This is a genomic window from Pseudomonas sp. PA15(2017) (genome assembly GCF_001945395.1).
GTDB lineage: Bacteria > Pseudomonadota > Gammaproteobacteria > Pseudomonadales > Pseudomonadaceae > Aquipseudomonas.
The window spans coordinates 63468-83958 of sequence record NZ_MSXV01000056.1 but is presented as its reverse complement, the minus strand read 5'-3'; the positions used below and the strand labels follow the sequence as shown (position 1 = coordinate 83958).

General features: G+C 64.7%; 19 protein-coding genes. 11 read left to right on the top strand and 8 right to left on the bottom strand.

Annotated features, from left to right (window positions below; translation table 11 throughout):
• Positions 1–14: 14 nt before the first annotated feature.
• A complete protein-coding gene (locus BVH03_RS21300; RefSeq protein WP_075963061.1) occupies positions 15–908 on the bottom strand; it encodes a LysR family transcriptional regulator ArgP in 894 nt (297 codons plus the stop codon).
• A 121-nt stretch (positions 909–1029) separates the two neighbouring features.
• Here BVH03_RS21300 and BVH03_RS21295 point away from each other — a divergent pair, with 121 nt between their 5' ends.
• From BVH03_RS21295 to BVH03_RS21260, 8 genes are all read left to right on the top strand, one after another.
• On the top strand, positions 1030–1632 hold the full coding sequence (locus BVH03_RS21295) for a LysE/ArgO family amino acid transporter (protein ID WP_075963060.1): 603 nt from the start codon (positions 1030–1032) through the stop codon (positions 1630–1632).
• 63 nt (positions 1633–1695) lie between these two features.
• Entirely contained in the window at positions 1696–2535 is an 840-nt protein-coding gene (locus BVH03_RS21290) for an EamA family transporter (RefSeq protein ID WP_075963059.1), read from the top strand.
• Between the two features lie 174 nt (positions 2536–2709).
• Positions 2710–3291 carry a superoxide dismutase gene (locus tag BVH03_RS21285; protein ID WP_075963058.1) on the top strand — a complete coding sequence of 194 codons (582 nt, stop codon included), beginning with the start codon at positions 2710–2712 and terminating at the stop codon, positions 3289–3291.
• Between the two features lie 230 nt (positions 3292–3521).
• A complete protein-coding gene (locus BVH03_RS21280; protein ID WP_075963057.1) occupies positions 3522–5585 on the top strand; it encodes a bifunctional diguanylate cyclase/phosphodiesterase in 2064 nt (687 codons plus the stop codon).
• A gap of 149 nt (positions 5586–5734) precedes the next feature.
• A complete protein-coding gene (locus tag BVH03_RS21275; protein ID WP_075963056.1) occupies positions 5735–7072 on the top strand; it encodes an imelysin family protein in 1338 nt (445 codons plus the stop codon).
• A 233-nt stretch (positions 7073–7305) separates the two neighbouring features.
• Complete coding sequence (locus BVH03_RS21270) at positions 7306–8724, top strand: di-heme oxidoredictase family protein (RefSeq protein WP_075963055.1); 1419 nt, start codon at positions 7306–7308, stop codon at positions 8722–8724.
• 10 nt (positions 8725–8734) lie between these two features.
• Positions 8735–9796 carry an imelysin family protein gene (locus BVH03_RS21265; RefSeq protein ID WP_075963054.1) on the top strand — a complete coding sequence of 354 codons (1062 nt, stop codon included), beginning with the start codon at positions 8735–8737 and terminating at the stop codon, positions 9794–9796.
• Positions 9797–9806: 10 nt separating this feature from the next.
• Entirely contained in the window at positions 9807–10901 is a 1095-nt protein-coding gene (locus tag BVH03_RS21260) for a DUF1513 domain-containing protein (protein ID WP_075963106.1), read from the top strand.
• A 259-nt stretch (positions 10902–11160) separates the two neighbouring features.
• Here the strand turns inward: BVH03_RS21260 and BVH03_RS21255 are convergent, their stop codons facing one another.
• The 6 genes from BVH03_RS21255 to ppc all read right to left on the bottom strand — a co-directional run bounded on the left by BVH03_RS21255 (position 11161) and on the right by ppc (position 18079).
• Entirely contained in the window at positions 11161–12024 is an 864-nt protein-coding gene (locus BVH03_RS21255; RefSeq protein ID WP_075963053.1) for a DUF72 domain-containing protein, read from the bottom strand.
• A gap of 70 nt (positions 12025–12094) precedes the next feature.
• Positions 12095–12436 (bottom strand): hypothetical protein, encoded by a 342-nt coding sequence (locus BVH03_RS21250; protein WP_075963052.1) that lies wholly within the window; start codon positions 12434–12436, stop codon positions 12095–12097.
• Between the two features lie 119 nt (positions 12437–12555).
• The gene (gene tsaB, locus BVH03_RS21245) at positions 12556–13248 is read right to left on the bottom strand and encodes a tRNA (adenosine(37)-N6)-threonylcarbamoyltransferase complex dimerization subunit type 1 TsaB (RefSeq protein WP_075963051.1); all 693 of its coding nucleotides are present in this window, start codon (positions 13246–13248) and stop codon (positions 12556–12558) included.
• Between the two features lie 172 nt (positions 13249–13420).
• Positions 13421–14179: a 5'-nucleotidase, lipoprotein e(P4) family gene (locus tag BVH03_RS21240; RefSeq protein ID WP_256574777.1), complete on the bottom strand. Its 759-nt coding sequence runs from the start codon at positions 14177–14179 to the stop codon at positions 13421–13423.
• Positions 14180–14459: 280 nt separating this feature from the next.
• Positions 14460–15107, bottom strand: a complete 648-nt coding sequence (adk, locus tag BVH03_RS21235; RefSeq protein WP_075963049.1) for an adenylate kinase — start codon at positions 15105–15107, stop codon at positions 14460–14462.
• A 335-nt stretch (positions 15108–15442) separates the two neighbouring features.
• Complete coding sequence (gene ppc / locus BVH03_RS21230) at positions 15443–18079, bottom strand: phosphoenolpyruvate carboxylase (protein ID WP_075963048.1); 2637 nt, start codon at positions 18077–18079, stop codon at positions 15443–15445.
• A gap of 163 nt (positions 18080–18242) precedes the next feature.
• Here ppc and BVH03_RS21225 point away from each other — a divergent pair, with 163 nt between their 5' ends.
• The 3 genes from BVH03_RS21225 to BVH03_RS21215 all read left to right on the top strand — a co-directional run bounded on the left by BVH03_RS21225 (position 18243) and on the right by BVH03_RS21215 (position 20087).
• A complete protein-coding gene (locus BVH03_RS21225) occupies positions 18243–18584 on the top strand; it encodes a pilin assembly protein (RefSeq protein ID WP_075963047.1) in 342 nt (113 codons plus the stop codon).
• Between the two features lie 244 nt (positions 18585–18828).
• The gene (locus BVH03_RS21220; protein WP_075963046.1) at positions 18829–19254 is read left to right on the top strand and encodes a DUF4398 domain-containing protein; all 426 of its coding nucleotides are present in this window, start codon (positions 18829–18831) and stop codon (positions 19252–19254) included.
• 44 nt (positions 19255–19298) lie between these two features.
• Entirely contained in the window at positions 19299–20087 is a 789-nt protein-coding gene (locus tag BVH03_RS21215; protein ID WP_075963045.1) for an OmpA family protein, read from the top strand.
• A 96-nt stretch (positions 20088–20183) separates the two neighbouring features.
• Here the strand turns inward: BVH03_RS21215 and BVH03_RS21210 are convergent, their stop codons facing one another.
• Positions 20184–20483 (bottom strand): hypothetical protein, encoded by a 300-nt coding sequence (locus BVH03_RS21210; protein ID WP_075963044.1) that lies wholly within the window; start codon positions 20481–20483, stop codon positions 20184–20186.
• Between the last annotated feature and the right edge of the window lie 8 nt (positions 20484–20491).

Below are 20491 nucleotides of genomic sequence, written 5' to 3'. Positions count from 1 at the left end.
CGCGGCAGCTTCGCTCACACCAGCGGCACCAGATAATTACCGGCATGGCGTTGCAGGTGCCGGGTGAGCTGGTCGAGCAAGTCACCGCCATTGCGCCAGTGGTGCCAGTAAAGCGGCACGTCGATGGGCCGCCCGGGGAGCAGCTCGACCAGTTCGCCACGGGCCATCGCCTCGATCACCTGCGGCTCGGGCACCATGCCCCAGCCCAGCCCTTCGGCGGTCAGGTGCATGAAGCCTTCGGAAGATGGGCACAGGTGGTGCAGGAAGCTGCCCGACAGGCCGAGTTCGTTCAGGTAACGGTGCTGCAACTGGTCATCGGGGCCGAACACGATGGCTGGCACCTGGCCGATGCGCTCGGCGCTCACGCCGCCGGAAAAGTGCCGAGCGATGAACGCCGGGCTGGCCATGGCCCGATAGCGCATGGCGCCCAGTGCCAGGCTGCGCGCACCGGATACCGGCCGTTCCGCGGCGCACACGCAAGCGGCCACGTCGCCGGCACGCATGCGTTTGAGGCCGACCTCCTGGTCCTCCACCACCAGTTCCAGCAACACCCGGTGGCTGGCGCAGAAGTCTGCCACGGCCTTCGCCCACCAGGTCGCCAGGCTGTCGGCATTGATGGCGATGCGCAGGCGCTGGGTTTCGCCGTCCGCTTCCAGGGCCGGCACCTGCTGCTGCAGGTCGCGCTCGAGCAGGCGCACCTGCTGCACATGGTTGAGCAAACGCCGGCCGACATCGGTGGGCGTCGGCGGCGCGGCTCGCAGCAGCACCGGCTGGCCGATGCGCGCCTCCAGCAGCTTGATGCGCTGGGACACGGCCGACTGTGACAAGCCCAACACCTGGGCACCACGTTCGAAACCGGCTTGTTCGACCACCGCAGCCAGGGCGGCGAGCAACTTGTAATCAAGCAATCGATTTTCCTAATGAGCGATCAGCACTATTTGTTTTTCTTATACAGCCTTGCGACGCAGACTGATAGCCATCCCCACCCGCCCATCGCCCTCGATGCGTTCGTTTCCAAGGACTTTCACCATGTGGCAGAGCTACACCAACGGCCTGGCGATCACCGCCGGCCTGATCATCGCCCTCGGCGCCCAGAATGCTTTCGTGCTCGCCCAGAGCCTGCGCCGCGAACATCACGTGCCGGTCGCCCTGCTGTGCATCGTCTGCGACGCGCTGCTGATCAGCGCTGGCGTGTTCGGCCTGGCGACCCTGTTGGTGCAGAGCGAACTCCTGCTCGGCATCGCCCGCTGGGGCGGCGCCGCGTTTCTGATCTGGTACGGCGCCCAGGCCCTGCGACGCGCCTGCCGCCCCGCCGGGCTGCAAGCTGAGACCGGCGCCTCGCGATCGTTGCGCGCAGTGCTGCTGGCGACTCTGGCGGTGACCCTGCTCAACCCCCACGTGTACCTGGATACCGTCCTGCTGATCGGCTCGCTCGGCGCTCAGCAGCCGGTGCCCTCGGCCTACGCGGCCGGTGCGGCCAGCGCGTCGATGCTGTGGTTCCTGTGCCTGGCCTTCGGCGCCGCCTGGCTCGCGCCCTGGCTGGCTCGCCCGCTGACCTGGCGAATCATCGACCTGGTGGTCGCGACCATGATGTTCGCCATCGCCTGGCCACTGATCGCCAACCCGCTGTAACGCCCGCATCACGGCGGCCTCAACTGCTATGCTGGGGCCCACCTGAACTGCAAGGGAGCAGCAGTGGAAACCAGCGTCTTTCTCATGGTCATCGCCGCCGCGGCCCTGCACGCCGGCTGGAACGCATTGCTTAAGATCGGCCTGGATCGCTTTCTCACCGCTTCGCTGATCCAGATCGGCGCCGGCATCGTCGCCCTTCTCGCCCTGCCCTTCGTGGCCGCCCCCAACGCGGCGGCCTGGCCGTGGATCATCCTCTCGGCGCTGCTGCACATCGGCTACAACCTGTTCCTGAGCCGCGCTTACCAGCACGGCGACCTCGGCCAGGTCTATCCGATTTCCCGAGGCAGCTCGCCGCTGCTGGTGGCGGTGCTCTCCGTCCTGCTGCTCGGTGAAGTGTTGCCGGCCGGCCAATGGCTGGGCCTTGCCGTGCTGGTCGGCGGCATCTGGCTGATGGCGATACGCGGCGGCCACGGCAAGAGCAGCAGTGGCTTGCTGATCAATGCGCTGCTCACCGCCCTGTTCATCGCCGGCTACACCCTGGCAGACGCCAGCGGCGCCCGCGCCAATGGTGACCCGCTGTCCTACTCGGCCTGGCTGTTCGCGGTCAACGGCCTGGTGATGGCGCTGGTAATATCTGGGCAACGCGGCCGGGGCGTTATTAGCGCACTCGTGCCGCACTGGCGCGCCGGCCTGCTGGGCGGCGCCATGTCGATGCTGGCCTACAGCATCGCCATCTGGGCCATGACCCTGGCGCCGGTGGCGCTGGTTTCGGCGCTGCGCGAGACCAGCGTGGTATTCGCCCTGCTGATCGGCCGGCTGTGGCTCAAGGAGAGCTTGCCGCCACTGCGCGCCGTCGCCTGCCTGATCATTCTCGCCGGGGTGGCGATGATGAAGCTGGCCTGAATCGCCGCGAAGGCTCTGGCCCGGTATCCCGCACAGTTGCTGCGTGGTTATGGCGTAGCCCCGGTGCTATGATCCCTGCCCTGCGTCGCAAAGGGTATAAATCCGCCGACGCATGTTTGGCCGCCCGTGATCGGCCTTGCGCTCATCGCAACAGACCTGATTAGGAGAATAACCATGGCTTTCGAATTGCCGCCGCTGCCGTACGCACACGATTCCCTGCAGCCGCACATCTCCAAGGAAACACTGGAGTTCCACCACGACAAGCACCACAACACCTATGTCGTGAACCTGAACAACCTGGTGCCTGGCACCGAGTTCGAAGGCAAGAGCCTGGAAGAAATCGTCAAGACTTCCTCCGGCGGCATCTTCAACAACGCCGCCCAGGTGTGGAACCACACCTTCTACTGGAACTGCCTGAGCCCGAACGGCGGCGGCCAGCCGACCGGCGAACTGGCTGCAGCCATCGACAAGGCCTTCGGCTCCTTCGACGCGTTCAAGGAAGAGTTCAGCAAGGTCACCGTCGGCACCTTCGGTTCCGGCTGGGGCTGGCTGGTCAAGAAAGCTGACGGTTCCCTGGCCCTGTCCAGCACCATCGGCGCCGGCTGCCCGCTGACCAGCGGCGATACCCCGCTGCTGACCTGCGACGTGTGGGAACACGCCTACTACATCGACTACCGCAACGTACGTCCGAAGTATGTCGAGGCGTTCTGGAACCTGGTCAACTGGGACTTCGTGGCGAAGAACTTCGCTGCCTGAACCCTAGCTCGATGAAGATGCCCTCCTGATGCGAGTCAGGGGGGCATTTTTTTGCCTGTGACAACGTGACGGCATCGACAGGCGGCGCTCAAGACTTGGCGGTTCGTTCCGAAACAGAACCCAGATGCGACAAGATTGGTCGGCGCACGCATGCGCCCTTTGACTGCCAACGTGAGTTTGCCAATACTCAACTCCAATCCGGCGCCGGGTATCGCACAAGGAACAGCCATTTGAAGCTGGAACTCAAGCACAGCTTGTCCGTGAAACTGCTGCGCGTGGTGCTGTTGTCCGCGCTTGCCGTGGGCGTGGTGCTCAGCCTCGGGCAAATCGTGTTCGACGTTTACAAGACGCGCCACTCCATCACCAGCGACTCCCAGCGCATTCTCGGCATGTTCCGGGACCCCTCCACCCAGGCGGTCTACAGCCTGGATCGCGAGATGGGCATGCAGGTGGTCGAAGGCCTGTTCCAGCATGAATCGGTGCGCCAGGCGTCCATTGGCTACCCGGGCGAGCATATGCTCGCCGAAAAGAGCCGGCCGCTCGCCCACCTGCCCATTCGCTGGCTGACCGACCCGATCCTCGGCGAGGAACAGCATTTCAGCACCCGCTTGGTCGGCCGCGAGCCCTACAACGAATACTACGGCGACCTGAACATCACCCTGGACACCGCACTGTACGGGGAAAGCTTTCTCACCAACTCGGTGATCATCTTCATCTCTGGCGTGCTACGCGCCCTGGCCATGGGCCTGGTCCTGTACCTGGTCTACTACTGGCTGTTGACCAAGCCCCTGGGGCTGATCATCGAGCACCTGAGCAGCATCAACCCGGATCGCCCCAGCGAGAACAAGCTGCCGATGCTAGCCGGCAACGAGAAGAACGAGCTGGGCCTGTGGATCAATACCGCCAACGGGCTGCTCGCCTCCATCGAACGCAACACCCACCTGCGCCGCGAGGCGGAAAACAGCCTGCAGCGCATGTCGCAATACGATTTCCTGACCAGCCTACCCAACCGCCTGCAACTGCAGCAGCAGCTCGAACAGATTCTCGAGGATGCCGGGCGCCTGCAGCGCCGCGTCGCCGTGCTGTGCGTGGGCCTGGATGACTTCAAGGGCATCAACGAACAGTTCAGCTACCAGACCGGCGACCAGCTGCTGCTAGCGCTGTCCGATCGCCTGCGCAGCCACAGTGGCCGGCTCGGCGCCCTGGCACGCCTGGGCGGCGATCAGTTCGCTCTGGTGCAGGCCGATATCGAGCAACCCTATGAAGCTGCCGAGCTGGCGCAGAGCGTGCTCGACGACCTGGAAACGCCCTTCACCCTCGACGATCACCAGGTGCAACTGCGCGCCACCATCGGCATTACCCTGTTCCCGGAAGACGGCGACAGCCCCGAGAAGCTGCTGCAGAAAGCCGAACAGACCATGACCCTGGCCAAGAGCCGCTCGCGCAACCGCTACCAGTTCTACATCGCCAGCGTCGACAGCGAGATGCGTCGTCGCCGCGAACTGGAAAAGGACCTGCGCGACGCCCTGGCGCTGAACCAGCTGCACGTCGTCTACCAGCCGCAGATCAGCTACCGCGACCAGCGCGTGGTGGGCGTCGAGGCGCTTTTGCGCTGGCAGCACCCACAGCATGGTTTCGTCGGCCCGGACCTGTTCATTCCGCTGGCCGAGCAGAACGGCAGCATCATCGCCATTGGCGAATGGGTGCTCGACCAGACCTGCCGTCAACTGCGCGAGTGGCATGATCAGGGCTACAGCGAACTGCGCATGGCGGTCAATCTGTCCACCGTGCAGCTGCACCACGCCGAGCTGCCGCGCGTAGTCAACAACCTCATGCAGATGTACCGCCTGCCCGCTCGCAGCCTGGAGCTGGAAGTCACCGAAACCGGCCTGATGGAAGACATCAGCACCGCTGCCCAGCACCTGCTCAGCCTGCGCCGCTCCGGTGCGCTGATCGCCATCGACGACTTCGGCACCGGCTATTCCTCGCTCAGCTACCTGAAGAGCCTGCCGCTGGACAAGATCAAGATCGACAAGAGCTTCGTGCAGGATCTGCTCGAGGACGAGGACGACGCCACCATCGTTCGTGCCATCATCCAGCTGGGCAAGAGCCTGGGCATGCAGGTCATCGCCGAAGGTGTGGAGACCGCCGAGCAGGAGGCCTACATCATCGCCCAGGGCTGTCATGAAGGTCAGGGCTATTACTACAGCCGGCCGCTGCCCGCCCGCGAGCTGACCCAGTACCTCAAGCAGTCCAGCCGCTCGCAGCGGCATATCAACCCCGCCACGCTCTGACTTCCCGCCTGAAAAGCGGATCGCGACAGCCGACGCGATCCGCGTGCTAGCACATCGACCCTTTGCTTAAAATGCAAATCTTTCGCATTATGTTGCAGCTCGCGTGGAACCCCATGCGCACTCCCCACCAACATGCAAAGGATTTCGTCATGATTCGTATGCCCCTGGCCTCTGCCAGCCTGCTGACCATCGCCATTGCCCTCGCGGGTTGCGGCGAAGACAAGGCGCCTGCCAACCAAGCCGCCGCCCCGGCTGCGCAAGCGACCGGCAGCAGTGCACCAGCAGCAGCCGGCGCCTTCGACGAAGCCGCTGCAAAGGCCGTGGTCAAACATTACGCCGATATGGCATCGGCCGTGTTCGACGACGCCGCCAGCACCGCCAAGAAGCTGCAAAGCGCTATCGACGCTCTGCTCGCCGACCCCAGCGACGAAACCCTGAAAGCTGCTCGCGAAGCCTGGCTGGCCGCCCGCGTCCCTTACATGCAGAGCGAAGTGTTCCGCTTCGGCAACACCATCGTCGACGACTGGGAAGGCCAGGTTAACGCATGGCCCCTGGATGAAGGCCTGATCGACTACGTCGACGCCGACTACCAGCACGCCCTGGGCAACCCGGCGGCCGGCGCCAACATCATCGCCCACACCGAGATCCAGGTCGGCGAAGACAAGATCGACGTCACCGAAATCACCCCGGACCTGCTCGCCAGCCTGAACGAGCTGGGCGGCTCCGAAGCCAACGTCGCCACCGGCTACCACGCCATCGAGTTCCTGCTCTGGGGCCAGGATCTGAATGGCACCGGCCCGGGCGCTGGCGAGCGTCCGGCCACCGACTACGTGGTCGGTGATGGCGCCACCGGCGGCCATAACGAGCGTCGCCGTGCCTACCTCAAAGCCGCTACCGACCTGCTGGTCGCCGACCTCGACGAAATGGCCGGTCAGTGGAAAGCCGGCGTGGCCGACAACTACCGCGCCACCCTGGAAGGCGAATCCGCCGAGAACGGCCTGCGCAAGATGCTGTTCGGCATGGGCAGCCTGTCCCTCGGCGAACTGGCCGGCGAACGCATGAAGGTCGCCCTGGAAGCCAACTCCACCGAAGACGAGCACGACTGCTTCAGCGACAACACCCACAACTCGCACTACTACAACGGCCTGGGCATCCGTAACGTCTACCTGGGCGAGTACAAGAAGGTCGACGGCAGCACCCTGAGCGGCGCGAGCCTGTCTTCGCTGGTCGCCAAGGCCGACGCCGCCACCGATGGCACCGTCAAGGCCGACCTGGACGCCACCCAGGCCAAGCTTCAGGCTCTGGTCGACAGCGCCAACAAGGGCATGCACTTCGATCAGCTGATCGCCGCCGACAACGCCGAAGGCCAGCAACTGGTTCGCGACGCCATCGCTGCGCTGGTCAAGCAGACCGGTGCCATCGAACAGGCCGCCGGCAAGCTGGGCATCAGCGACCTGAACCCGGATACCGCCGATCACAAGTTCTGATCCAGGCGTTTCATCCGTGTGACAGACGAGCCGGTACGTTTTTGCGTACCGGCTTTTTTATGCGGCCTGCAACTGCGCCAGTGACCTCGGAGCAAAACTTTCATGGTCCGCGCCGCTATGGTTGCCTGATATCCAGCCCATAGCACCAGCCGATTGAACGCAAATCCATCTTATTTAAACCTGCGCAGACTGCTAAGATTCCCGCCCTCGATTTCTGCCCTCCGGATTCATCCATGTCAGCGTCACCCGGTCGCCTGCTGCCGCTGCTGTTTCTGGCTTTCGGCCTGACCGCCTGCGATCAGTCGCCCAGCTTCACCAGCGCCGAACCTGGCGAAGCGCTGTCCGGTGGCGCCGCAACCGTGTCACGCAGTGATCGCGTGGCCTTCTCCCTGCCCTCCGCCAATCTGGCCCCCGAACGCCGTCTGGACTTCAGTGTGGGCAACAGCTTCTTTCGCAACCCCTGGGTGATCGCCCCATCGACCACCACGGCCCGTGACGGCCTCGGCCCACTGTTCAACACCAACGCCTGCCAGAACTGTCATGTTCGCGATGGCCGTGGCCACCCGCCCGAGCCGGGTAGCGTCAACGCCGTATCGATGCTGGTGCGCCTGTCGATACCGGCGGGCGACGCCAATCGCGCCGCACTCCAACGCCTTGGCGTGGTGCCCGAACCCACCTATGGCAGCCAGTTGCAGGACATGGCCAACCCCGGTGTCGCCCCCGAAGGCAAGGTGCGCGTCGAGTACAGCACCGAGCGGGTGCGCTTCGCCGACGGGCACACCCTCGAACTGCGCAAGCCGCAGTTGAACATTAGCCAGCTCGGCTATGGGCCAATGCACCCGGACACGTTGTTCTCGGCGCGCGTCGCCCCGCCGATGATCGGCCTGGGGCTGCTCGAAGCGATCCCCGAAGCGGCGATCCTCGCCAACGCCGACCCGGACGACCGCAACGGCGATGGCATCCGCGGTCGGCCCAATCGGGTGTGGGACGATGCGCGCCAGGAGACCGTGCTCGGCCGTTTCGGCTGGAAGGCCGGGCAACCAACGCTCAACCAGCAGAACGCCCACGCCTTCCTGCAGGACATGGGCCTGACCAGCAGCCTGCTGCCCACCGATGGCTGCACCCAAGCGCAGACCGACTGCCGCGCCGCGCCCCACGGCGGTGAACCGGAAGTCAGCGACAACATCATGGCCATGGTGCTGTTCTACACCCGCAACCTCGCCGTGCCGGCGCGCCGCCATGTCGACGATGCGCAGGTGCTGGCCGGCAAGACTCTGTTCCACCGCGCCGGCTGCCAGGGCTGCCACACGCCCAGTTTCGTCACCGCTGCCGATGCCGCCGAACCGGAACTGGCAGGCCAGACGATTCGCCCCTACACCGATCTGTTGCTGCACGACATGGGTGAAGGCCTGGCCGATGGCCGCGACGAGTTTCTCGCCAACGGGCGCCAGTGGCGCACCGCACCGCTGTGGGGCATCGGCCTGACGGAAACCGTTAGCGGCCACACCCAGTTCCTGCACGACGGCCGCGCCCGCAACCTGCTCGAAGCCATCGCCTGGCATGGCGGCGAAGCCGAAGCGGCCAAGCAGCGGGTGCTGCAATTTTCCAGCGAGGAGCGCGCCGCGCTTCTGGCGTTTCTGAATTCACTGTAAGGAGCCGCGCATGATCCGTTCTCCGCTGACCCTCGCCCTGCTGGGCCTGACCCTGGCCGCCTGCTCGCCGGCCGATCCTGATGCCACCACCAGCTCTGCGCTGGCCGAAGGCGTGTTGCTACCGGCCCACGCTACCTGGAGAGAGGCCAATGTCGCCCTGGCCAGCAGCTCCAAGGCATTTTGCGCAGGCCAGGAAGACCTGGGCACCGCTCGCCAGGCGTTCCTCACCACCCAGAGCGCCTGGGCCAGCTTGCAGCCACTGGCGGTCGGCCCGTTGGCCGAAGGTAACCGCGCCTGGCAGGTGCAGTTCTGGCCGGACAAGAAGAACCTCGTGGCCCGCCAGGTAGAGGCATTGATCAAGGCCAAGCCGCAATTGGGCGCGGCCGACTTGGAAAAGGCCAGCGTGGTCGTCCAGGGGCTCACCGCCTACGAATACCTGATGTTCGATCCCGAGATCGACCTGCAGAACCCCGAGCAGAAAGCTCGCTACTGCCCAATGCTGGTAGCAATCGGCGAGCACCAGCAGGCGCTGGTCACCACCGTGCTTGACCAGTGGCAAGGCGACAATGGCGCCCTAGCGCTGTTTCGCACCTTCCCCAACGAGCGCTACGCCGAAGCGGGCGAGGCGATCTCCGACATGCTGCGTACTCAGGTCAGCGCCATCGATGGCCTGAAGAAAAAGCTCGGCGCTCCCCTGGGCCGGCAGAGCAAGGGCGTACCGCAGCCCTACCAGGCCGAAGCGTGGCGCAGCCAGGCCAGCCTGAGCAACCTGGGTGCGGCGCTGAGCGGTGCCGAGCAGCTCTGGCACGGTGCCAACAACGATGGCCTGCAGGCCCTGCTGGGCAGCGATCAGGACGATCTCAAGAAACGCATCGACGCCGCCTACGTCGAATGTCGCAAGCAACTGGCCGGCCTGCAGCGCCCGCTCGGCGAGCTGCTCGCCGACGACGCCGGCCGCCAGAGCCTCAATGCCTTCTACGACAGCCTCAACGTGCTGCACCGCCTGCACGAAGGCGAGCTGGCGCGAGCGCTGGGCATCCAGTTGGGCTTCAACGCCCACGACGGAGACTGAAACCATGACCATGAAACGCCGGGCTTTTCTCGGCCTCAGCGCCACCCTACTGGCTGCCGGCGCCGTCGGTGGCTGGAAGCTGACCCACACCGGCCACCAGCCGCTGCTGCTGTCGGCACGTAACGATGAAGGCGGCAAGCATTATGCGGTCGGCTATCGACTCGATGGCGAGCGCGCTTTCGTCACCCAGGTGACCGAGCGCTGCCATGACGTGGTGCCTCACCCCACCTTGCCCCTGGCACTGTTCGTCGGGCGCCGGCCGAGCACCGAGAGCTATCTGGTCGACACCCGCGATGGCCGTCTGCTGCAGACCCTGCGCAGCGAGCAGGATCGGCATTTCTATGGCCACGCCGTGTTCCACAAGGATGGCGAGTGGCTGTACGCCACCGAAAACGACACCCGCGACCCCGGCCGTGGGGTGATTGGCGCCTATCGCCTGGAGGGCGAGCGTCTGGTGCACCGCGACGAGCTCTCCAGCCATGGCCTGGGCCCGCACCAGCTGTTGTGGATGCCCGATGGCGAAACCCTGGTGGTGGCCAACGGCGGCATCCGCACCGAGGCGGAAAGCCGGGTGGAAATGAACCTCGACGCGATGCAAGCCAGCCTGGTACTGATGGCCCGCGACGGCACCCTGCACAGCAAGGAACAGCTCCCCGAGCCGATGAACAGCGTGCGCCACCTGGCCGTGGCCAGCGACGGCACCGTGGTCAGCGGCCAGCAGTACATGGGCGATGCCATGGACGCCGTGCCGCTGGTAGCGATCAAGCGCCCGGGTCAGCCGTTCCAGCACTTTCCCATGGCCGATGCACAGCGCCAGATGATGAGCCAGTACACCGCCAGCGTCGCCGTGCACAGCGACCTGCGCCTGCTGGCGATGACCGCGCCGCGCGGGAATCGCCTGTTCATCTGGGACCTGGACAGTGGCGCAGTGCGCCTGGATACCGCCCTGCCCGACTGCGCCGGCGTCGGTGCCGTGGAGAACGGCTTCGTGGTCAGCGCCGGCATCGGCCGCTGCCGTCTCTACGACTGCCGCAGCGAACGCATCGCCATGCAGCCCCTTGAGCTGCCGGCGGGGCTCTGGGACAACCACCTGCGTCTGGCCTGATCGTGATCAACACTGGGAGCGCGGCTTTTCGCGGGCATGGCCCGCTCCCACAACTGCGAGCGCGTAACCCCATCAATTCCCGCCGTAGGATGGATCGGGCCGAGTAGGTGTAAGCCATCAATTGCCGATGGGTTACCCCCATCCTAAGGCCCTAATCACAATCCAATGTGGGAGCGGGCCATGCCCGCGAAAAATAACGAGCATGGACTGGGCGTCCCCGCCCGCTCACACAGTGAATCGGCGAACGGCCGCTTCTGCCTTAAAGCAACCCCAATTGCTCGGCCCTGGGCTCGTTATCGGTGTACGGCGGCAACGGCGGCAGGCCCGGTAACCGCTCGCTCAACAGCTCGTGAAAACGCAGCGCCTGAGCCGCGGCTAGCTGATTGTCCGGGGTATGCAAAAAGACATGGGGCGTCAGGCCCTGTTCGATCCAGGCGGCGACCTTGTCCAGCCAGGGCTCGAGAAACGGCTGGTTGGCGCCCAGGTCCGGCCCGCCGATAAAGCGCACCTGAGGGCTGTTCGTGAATGCCGCGGGGCGAATCGGCAGACGCGGCTTCTTGGACTGGGCATGCAACACCGCCGGGTCGCGGGAAGTGCAGCTGAACAGCGCTCGGGAATCCAGGCAGATACGCTCGACGCCGCGCTCGTGAAGCAGCCGATTGAGCGCCCGTTCCTCGTCGCCCTTGTCGAAGAATGCCGGATGACGCACCTCCACGGCGATCTGCCGATCAGCGAACTCGTCCAGCCACACCGCCAGCTCACCCAGCCGCAGAGGGCCGAACTGCGCCGGCAGTTGCAACCACAGCGGTGTGACCCGTTCGCCCAGCGGTGCGAGCAGATCGAGAAATGCCTGGGTGCTGCCCAACTGGTCGCGCAGGTCGCCTTCGTGGCTGATGTCCTTGTGTACCTTGGCGCAGAAACGGAAATGCGCCGGCATGCGCGCCACCCAGCGCTCGAGTTTATCCGCGTCGGGCCGTGCATAGAAGGTGGTATTGCCCTCCACCGCATTGAACACACGGCAGTAGTGCTCCACGCTGTCGCTCATGTTCAGATCGGGCGGATAGAAGCTACCGCGCCAGGCGGACTCGTTCCAGGAAGGACAACCAAGAAAATACGGAAGCATCGGAAATCGCTGATCAGCCGAAAGCGCCTATTGTGCCTGACTCGGGCGAGCCGAGCCGACCGTGAATCGTTCAGGCGTAGAGGTCGAGGCCCAGGACCTGCTGGGCATCCACATCACGGGCGAACGCGGCGGTACTGCTATAGCTGGCGATCGCCTGGGCGGCGCGGCTACTCATGGCAGGCTGGTAGGTGCTGTCGAGTGCGCGCACGGGGAAGTTATCGGTGCTGGCACTGCTCTGCTGCACACGACGGATCTGCGGAGTCTGCTCGAAGCCCTGGGCACCTGCGGTCGATGCCGGTTGCTCGCGCTTCACCTCTACTTCCCGGTTCGCCTCGCGATACGGCGTAACCGCAGTCCCCGAGCGGGGGCCACGATCCGGTGAATAGGGCGCGATGTTACCGTCGATACGCATCAATGAAGGCTCGGCAGGAAGGCGTGCGGAAGTAGTGGCAATTTAGCTGCGCTGACAGCCCTTGGCAATGGATGTCGATACGTTGACGACAAAAGGGCGACCCTCTCGTCGCTTATCGCTCAAAAGCCCGCGGGCGGCGGCATTTTCGGCGTAGCGACCTGATCGCGCAGATAGATCGGTTGGGCCTGATCGGCCACCACCGCCTCACCGCGGGCCCAGCCGAAGCAGGCCAGATCGAGCAGGTCTTCGGCATGGGGCAGCATCGCGCCATCGCAGGCAACGACCTGGCCAGCGATTCGCTCGGCGAAAGTGCCCCAACCCGTGCCAGCGCCGAACCACTCGCCGTGGGTATCGTCCGGTAATAATGCCCGCTCCGGAGCCAGTACGGCTTCGCGTCCAAGCAGACGCATCTCACCCGCCTCGGCGCGGTAGCAGCCCCAGTACACTTCGTCCATACGCGCGTCGATGGCGGCAGCGACCTGGCTGGCGCCGTGCTCGCGCTGGGCACGCTGCGCCAGCACGGCCAGGTTGGAAACCGGCAGCACCGGGCGATCCAGAGCAAAGGCCAACCCCTGCACCACGCCAATGGCGATACGCACGCCAGTAAAGGCCCCCGGGCCGCGCCCGAACGCGATGGCATCCAGCGCCGATAGCGCGACGCCCTGCTCGGCCAGCAGCGCCTTGATCATCGGCAGCAGTTTCTGCGCGTGCAGGCGCGGAATCACCTCGTAGTGGCTCGTCACGCGGCCGTCATGCAGCAAGGCGACGGAACAGGCTTCGGTGGCGGTATCGAGGGCCAGCAGAGTGGTCATGGCGATCTGTAGAGGTGGCTGAGCGGGCGGGCATTAAAACGGTTTGAGCTGGTTTTTTCCAGCGCAGCGAGCCAACCGGCCTTGCCAGAAAGAAGCTCAACGGCCAGGCGGCCGTAGCCGACACCCAGAGCGGGTGCCGGCCGATCAGCGGATCAGCGATTTGCCACGGGGCTTACCACTTCTCGATGACGGGCTTGGCGTCCCAGGCCTTGAGCGGCTCCTTGGACCAGGTGCCATAGCCGGAATTGGGGAACACGATCCATTCGGTGCCCCACTTGGCCGACTCGGCTTCGGCAGTGGCACGCTGCTCGGCCACCGGCGTCTTGCGGAACCGCGCGTCGAAGTCATGCAGGGTATCGCCGAGCAGCATCACGATACGGTAATCCTTGGCGACCAGCGCACGACGCTCGACCTTGGGCGGCCCAAGCAGCAGCACGCTGTCAGCGCTGACCTGAGGCAGCTCGAGCTTCTTCAGGGCCTTGAGGGTGTAGTCCTTCTGCTCCTCGGAGCGGTCGGAAACGTAACGGATGGCCACGCCCAGCTTGTCGGCGTGCTCGAGAAACTTCCTGGCGCCTGGGATCAGCACCGGGTCACCGTCACGCTCCCACGGCAGCCAGGTGTCCCAGCCATCGTAGGTGTGACAATTGGCGAGGTCGCGCGCCAGCAGCGCGGAGTTGTCGATCACCGTTTCATCCACGTCGGTGACGATGGCCAGCTTGGAAGGATCGTCGACTGCCGCAACGGCGGCGTCGAGCTTCTCGGTGGCGATGTTGTAGGCCTGCATCTGCAAGGCGCGAACTTCCGCAGATTGCTGCTGATAACGCAGCGCCATGGTGAACTGGTCAACCGAGCACTCGCCCTTTTTCTCGGGGGCGCCGTCGGCCAGGGCGACGGATGCACTCAGTGCCGATACCACGAGGGCGATGGGCAAGCAGGCAAATCTTCTGTTCTGGGTCATGGAATGCACTCTGACGGAGGGTGGTTGTAGCCGCCTTTCTCGAAGTTCTTCGTGACGGTCGATCGAACCAGCAGGCGCAATGGCGCGCCGGCTGGGATTCGGAGCATGCCAGGTGGCGATGGAGAAGCCCGATGGTAGCGAAACCGGAGCGCTCGTGGCTGCCTGCCAACGACCGCAACCTGGCTCGCGAGCGCTCTGGCATGCCCAGAAACGACAACGGCCCGCAAGCGGGCCGTGGTAGAAGTAGGTCAGGTCAGCTCAGCGCTGCCAACACCTTGGCGGTGATCTGCTCGACCGAGCCGACACCTTCGATGGCGCTGTACTTCGGCGTGCCTTCAGCGGCCGAGAGCTTCTGGTAGAAATCCACCAGCGGCTTGGTCTGCGAGTGGTAGACCGACAGACGATGACGCACGGTGGCTTCCTTGTCGTCTTCGCGCTGAATCAGCTCCTCGCCGGTTTCGTCGTCCTTGCCGGCAACCTTTGGTGGGTTGTGCTCGGTGTGGTAGACGCGGCCCGAGCCCGGGTGCACGCGGCGACCAGCGATGCGGCCGACGATCTCTTCGTCGTCAACGGCGATCTCCACCACGTGGTCGATCTGCACGCCGGCATCCTTGAGGGCCTGAGCCTGCGGGATGGTGCGCGGGAAGCCGTCGAACAGGAAGCCGTTGGCGCAATCGGGCTGCGCGATACGCTCCTTGACCAGGTTGATGATCAGCTCATCGGAAACCAGGCCGCCGGCGTCCATCACGCTCTTGGCCGCGAGGCCCAGCTCGGTGCCAGCCTTGACCGCAGCACGCAGCATGTCGCCCGTGGAAATCTGGGGAATCGAGAATTTCTTGGTGATGAAACCTGCCTGAGTACCTTTGCCGGCACCGGGCGCCCCCAACAGAATCACGCGCATCGATGTGCTCCTCAAGTTCTTGGTAGTGATGGTGGACTCGCCTTGCGGGGCCAATCTCAACTGGGTTTCGCCAGCCCGGCCAGATGCCGAACTGTCAGAAGGTCGATCAAGATACACAGCGCTCCAATGCCGCACAAGCCGTCGAAAGCCGCAGCCCATGGCGATTCGCCGCGCACTGGCCGTTGCGCTTGTACAGCTTGAACGCAGCGGCGTGAGAGGCGCCATCCAACCAAGGTCGAACGCACGCCTCGCGCCGTCCAACTATCGGCAGATCGCCGATAGTTCACGGCTTTTCATGACCATTTCACCTGCATGGCACGATCTGGAGATGCCGCTCAACCGGTGTTGCGAAGCCCTGCAGCGATACCCGCCACGCTGACCAGTAACGCCTGCTCCAGAGCGCTTCCGGCCTCTTGCTCGCGCTGCCGGGAACGAGCCAGCAGCTCGGCCTGCAACAGGTGCAGCGGGTCCAGGTAGGTATTGCGCACGCTAATGAATTCCAGGGTCTCGGGGCTGTGGGTCAACAGCTGCGCCTGACCAGTCAGGCCCAGCACCACCTCACTCGCCTGCGACAATAGGTCGCGTAAATGGGCACCCAATGGATGCAGCTCGCCGTCTACCAGACGCTCGTCGTAAAGCCGGGCAATCGACTCATCGGCCTTGGCCAGTACCATTTCCAGCATGTCGATGCGGGTGCGGAAGAACGGCCACTGCTCGCGCATCTCCCGCAAGGTGTCGCCCTCACCACGAGCCAGCGCGCCTTGCAGAGCGGCCTCCCAACCGAGCCAGGCGGGCAGCATCAGGCGTGTCTGGGTCCAGGCGAAAATCCACGGGATTGCGCGCAGGCTTTCCACTCCACCTTCGCGCCGTTTGGCCGGACGGCTGCCTAGCGGCAGGCGGCCAAGCTCCTGCTCGGGCGTCGCCTGGCGGAAATACTCGACGAACTGCGGGTGCTCACGCACCACGCCGCGGTAGGTAGCCACGCCATCTCCGGCGAGCTTGTCCATCTGCTCGCGCCAGGCCTGCCGGGGCACCGGCGGTGGCAGCAGAGTGGCCTCCAGCACCGCGGCCAGATAAAGGTTGAGGTTCTGCTCGGCGATATCCGGCATGCCGAACTTGAAGCGGATCATCTCGCCCTGCTCGGTGGTACGGAAGCGCCCGCTCACCGAACCGGGCGGCTGCGACAGAATCGCCTCGTGAGCCGGGCCGCCACCGCGCCCTACGGTGCCGCCGCGGCCATGGAACAGCAGCAGCTCGACGCCATGCTCGCGGCAGATCCGCACCAGGCTTTCCTGGGCGCGGTACTGCGCCCAGGCAGCCGCTGTGGTGCCGGCATCCTTGGCGGAATCCGAATAGCCGATCATCACTTCCTGCGGCCCCTGCAAGCCGGCGCGATAGTCCAGCAGGCCGAGCAGTCGCTCGATGGCAAAGGCGGCGTTATCCAGATCCGCCAGGGTCTCGAACAGCGGCACCACGCGCATCGGGCGGCGTAGCCCAACCTCCTTGAGCAGCAGTTGCACGGCAAGCACATCCGAAGCGGCGCCGGCCATGGAGATCACGTAGGAACCCAGCGAAGCGGCTGGCGCAGCGGCCACTTCACGGCAGGTAGCGAGCACCTCAGCAGTGTCGGCGCTGGGATCGAAGTCGCTCGGCAACAAAGGTCGGCGTCCTTTCAATTCCTCCTGAAGGAATGCCAGCCGCTGCTCTTCGTCCCAGCTGTCATAGCGACCCAAGCCCAGGTATTCGGTGATCTCGGCGATTGCCGAGGCGTGGCGGGCAGCGTCCTGACGCACGTCGAGGCGCACCAGGAACAGCCCGAAGGTGCTGACCCGACGCAGGAAATCCAGCAGCGGGCCATCGGCGATCACGCCCATGCCGCAATCGTGCAACGAGCGATAGCAGAGCAGCAACGGCTCGCGCAGATCGGCGTTGTCATGCAGCACCTGGGCCGCTGGGTTGACCGGGCCGGCGAGCGATTCGTGGGCCCAGGCGCGGGTCGCGCGCAGCCGCTCGCGCAGCTGCTTGAGCACCGCGCGGTAGGGCTCTGCGCTGTCGCCGGCGCGTGCGCGCAGCTCGTCGTTGGCGCGCTGCATGGACAGCTCGGCGGCCAGGCTGTCGATGTCGCGCAGGTACAGGTCGGCGGCCATCCAGCGCGCCAGCAGCAACACCTCGCGGGTGATCTTCGCGGTGACATTGGGGTTACCGTCGCGATCACCGCCCATCCACGAGGCAAAACGAATCGGCGCGGCGTCCAGCGGCAGGCGTTGCCCGGTTTCGCGGTGCAACGCCTGGTCGGCCTTGCGCATCACCGTCGGTAGCGCGTACCACAGGGAATTCTCGATCACCGCGAAGCCCCACTTGGCTTCGTCCACTGGAGTGGGTCGCACGCGGCGAATTTCCTCGGTGTGCCAGGCCTCGGCGATCAGCCGTTGCAGGCGGCTGGCGATGACGTCGCGCTCGGCGCTCGACAGGTCGCTGTGATCCTGCTCGGCGAGCTGCGCGGAAATGGCGTCGTACTTTTGGATCAGCGTGCGCCGCGACACCTCGGTGGGGTGAGCGGTGAGCACCAGTTCGATATCCAGCTCGGCGACCTGGCGGGCCAGGGCTGCGGGCTCATGGCCATTGGCGCGCAGGCGCTGCAGCAGCTCGTCGAACACGCGGTTCTCGAAGGGTTGCGCCTCACCAGCGCCGCGGCGGCGCACGCGGTGGTACTGCTCGGCGATATTGGCCAGGTTGAGAAACTGGTTGAAGGCCCGCGCCACCGGGAGCAACTCGTCATCGTGCAACCCGTCGAGGGTTTCGCTGAGCTGCCGAGCGCCGTCAGCAGAGCCCTGGCGCGCGGCCTTGGCGCCTTTGCGAATACGCTCGATCTTGTCGAGAAAGGCCCCGCCGTGCTGGTCGCGAATGGTGCTGCCGAGCACCTCACCGAGTTGGTGAACATCCTCGCGTAGACGTGCATCGATTTGCGTCATACCGGTCTCCCTGCGCCTCTGCGTGAGCCCCCAGATTGCCCAGCCGCGGCACGCCTGACAAGCCGCCGTACGACCAAGGCAGGTGGTTGTCGGCGCGAACATCCGCCGGAACGCCGCCGAATGGCTCGGGTCTCTAGCAAACAATCCCCGCACCGAGGTCGCTATGAAGATTCGTCAGCTCGTCCAGCAATGGGAACAGAACGCCACCGGCCGCCTGACCAGCACGCCCTATCAAGTACACCTGGATGTCGAAGCCGCCGCACGCCTGGCCGCACTCAGCCACATGTACCCAAGGCGTCGCTCCGAAGAGCTGCTGGCCGAATTGCTGGCCGCCGCACTGGAAGACCTGGAGGCCAGCCTACCTTATGTGCAGGGCACTCAGGTGGTGGCCACCGATGAAGAAGGTAATCCGATCTACGAAGACATCGGGCCGACCCCGCGCTTTCTCGAACTGGCCCGCCATTACCGCCAGGAGCAGGATGACCTTGCTTCGGGCACATCCTAAACGACGTATCGGTGGGGCCAAGACCGAGCGGAGGGGCTCTGGAGCGATCTGCGGGGCACCTGGTACTGGCAATGTGTTTTTTGCTGAACGTTTTTCGTCCTTGCTAACTCATAAGGCTATGCCGTGACGACCGTTGGTCGACGGAGATAAACTTACTCAGCGGCCTCGTCTTCTGAGCTCCGCACGTCAGGTAACCCTTGTGGAACCGACTGTTTTGCCAGTTACTTACCAATGGAGTTGCACCATGACCACTAACAATGCCCCAACCGCTCGCACCAAACTGGCCAGCTGGAAAGTCGCTGCGCTGGCCATTGGCAGCACCCTGCTGCTGGCAGGCTGCGCGGGCAACCCGCCCAGCGAGCAGATGGCCGTGACCAAGTCCGCCGTCAACGAAGCCGTCAGTTCCGGCGGTGTCGAATTCGCTCCAGTGGAAACCCGCTCCGCTCAAGACAAGCTCAAGCAGGCCGAGCTGGAACTGGTCGGGAAAAACTACGAAGAAGCCAAGCGTCTGGCCGAACAGGCCGAATGGGACGCTCGCGTAGCGACTCGCAAGACTCAGGCAGCCAAGGCTGACAAGGCGCTCAAGGATGCTCAGCAGGGTATCGAAGAGCTGCGTCAGGAAGGCATGCGCGGCGCCCAGCAGATCCGTACCCAGGGTCAGCAGCAATAACGCCCCGCCACCGCTTTCGTCAATTCATAGAAGGATGAACGACCATGCGTAAACAAGTGATGATCCCTGCCCTGCTGGCCCTGAGCGTCGGCCTGGCCGCTTGCGCCACCAAGCCCAACGTCAACCTGGAGCAGGCGCGCAGCAGCTACTCCAGCCTGCAGACCAACCCGGAGTCGGTCAAAGTGGCCGCCCTGGAAACCAAGGACGCCGGCGAAGCGCTGGAGCGTGCCGAGAAAGCCTTCCGCGAGAAAGAAAACGAGAAACGCGTCGATCAGCTGGCCTATCTGGCCAATAAGCGTATCGAGCTGGCCGAGCAGACCATCGCCCTGCGCACTACCGAGCAGAACCTGGAGCAGACTGGCGCCCAACGTGCCCAGGCACGCCTGGAAGCCCGCGACGCGCAGATCAAGCAGCTGCAGGAAAGCATGAACGCCAAGCAGACCGAACGCGGCACCCTGGTGACCTTCGGTGATGTGCTGTTCGACCTCGATCGCGCCGAGCTCAAGCCAGGTGGCATGCATAACATCACCAAACTGGCCGAGTTCCTGCGCAACAACCCGGACCGCAAGGTGATCGTTGAAGGCTATACCGACAGCACCGGTTCGGCTCAGTACAACCAGAGCCTGTCCGAGCGTCGCGCCAACTCCGTTCGCGCTGCGCTGGTCAGCCAGGGCGTAGGCCCGGAGCGCATCGTCGCTCAGGGTTATGGCCTGGAGTACCCGGTAGCCAGCAACGCCAATGCCTCGGGCCGCGCCATGAACCGTCGTGTGGAAGTGACCATTTCCAACGACGACAAGCAGGTTGCGCCGCGCTCCTCGGTGCGTACCAACTAAAGGCTCCGGCCTGCCAGGGACTCACTGCGCTCACCGTAGGCGCAGCGACCCGACCAGACAAGCCCCGCTTTTGCGGGGCTTGTCGTTTTTCGGCCTCTATCCGTTACAGCGCACGGCCCGCTTGTGGTCATCCACCAGCACGCCGCTGAGCCCCTTCTGCTGCAGATCGAACAGCACCAGCACGCCGTCGATGCATTGCGCAACCTGGTCGGCAGGCTTGAGGCTCACCTTGTAATCCTCGCCAGGAACGGTCTTGAGCATGGTGAACTCGGCCAGCAGCAAGGCATCCTCGGCCTTGGCGAAGTGCAGGTAGCCGTAATAGCCGAGCACCGCCACGGTACCGGCGACGCTACCGATGGCAGTGAGGATCAGGGGGATGGGATTGCGTTCTGTCATGCCGGCAT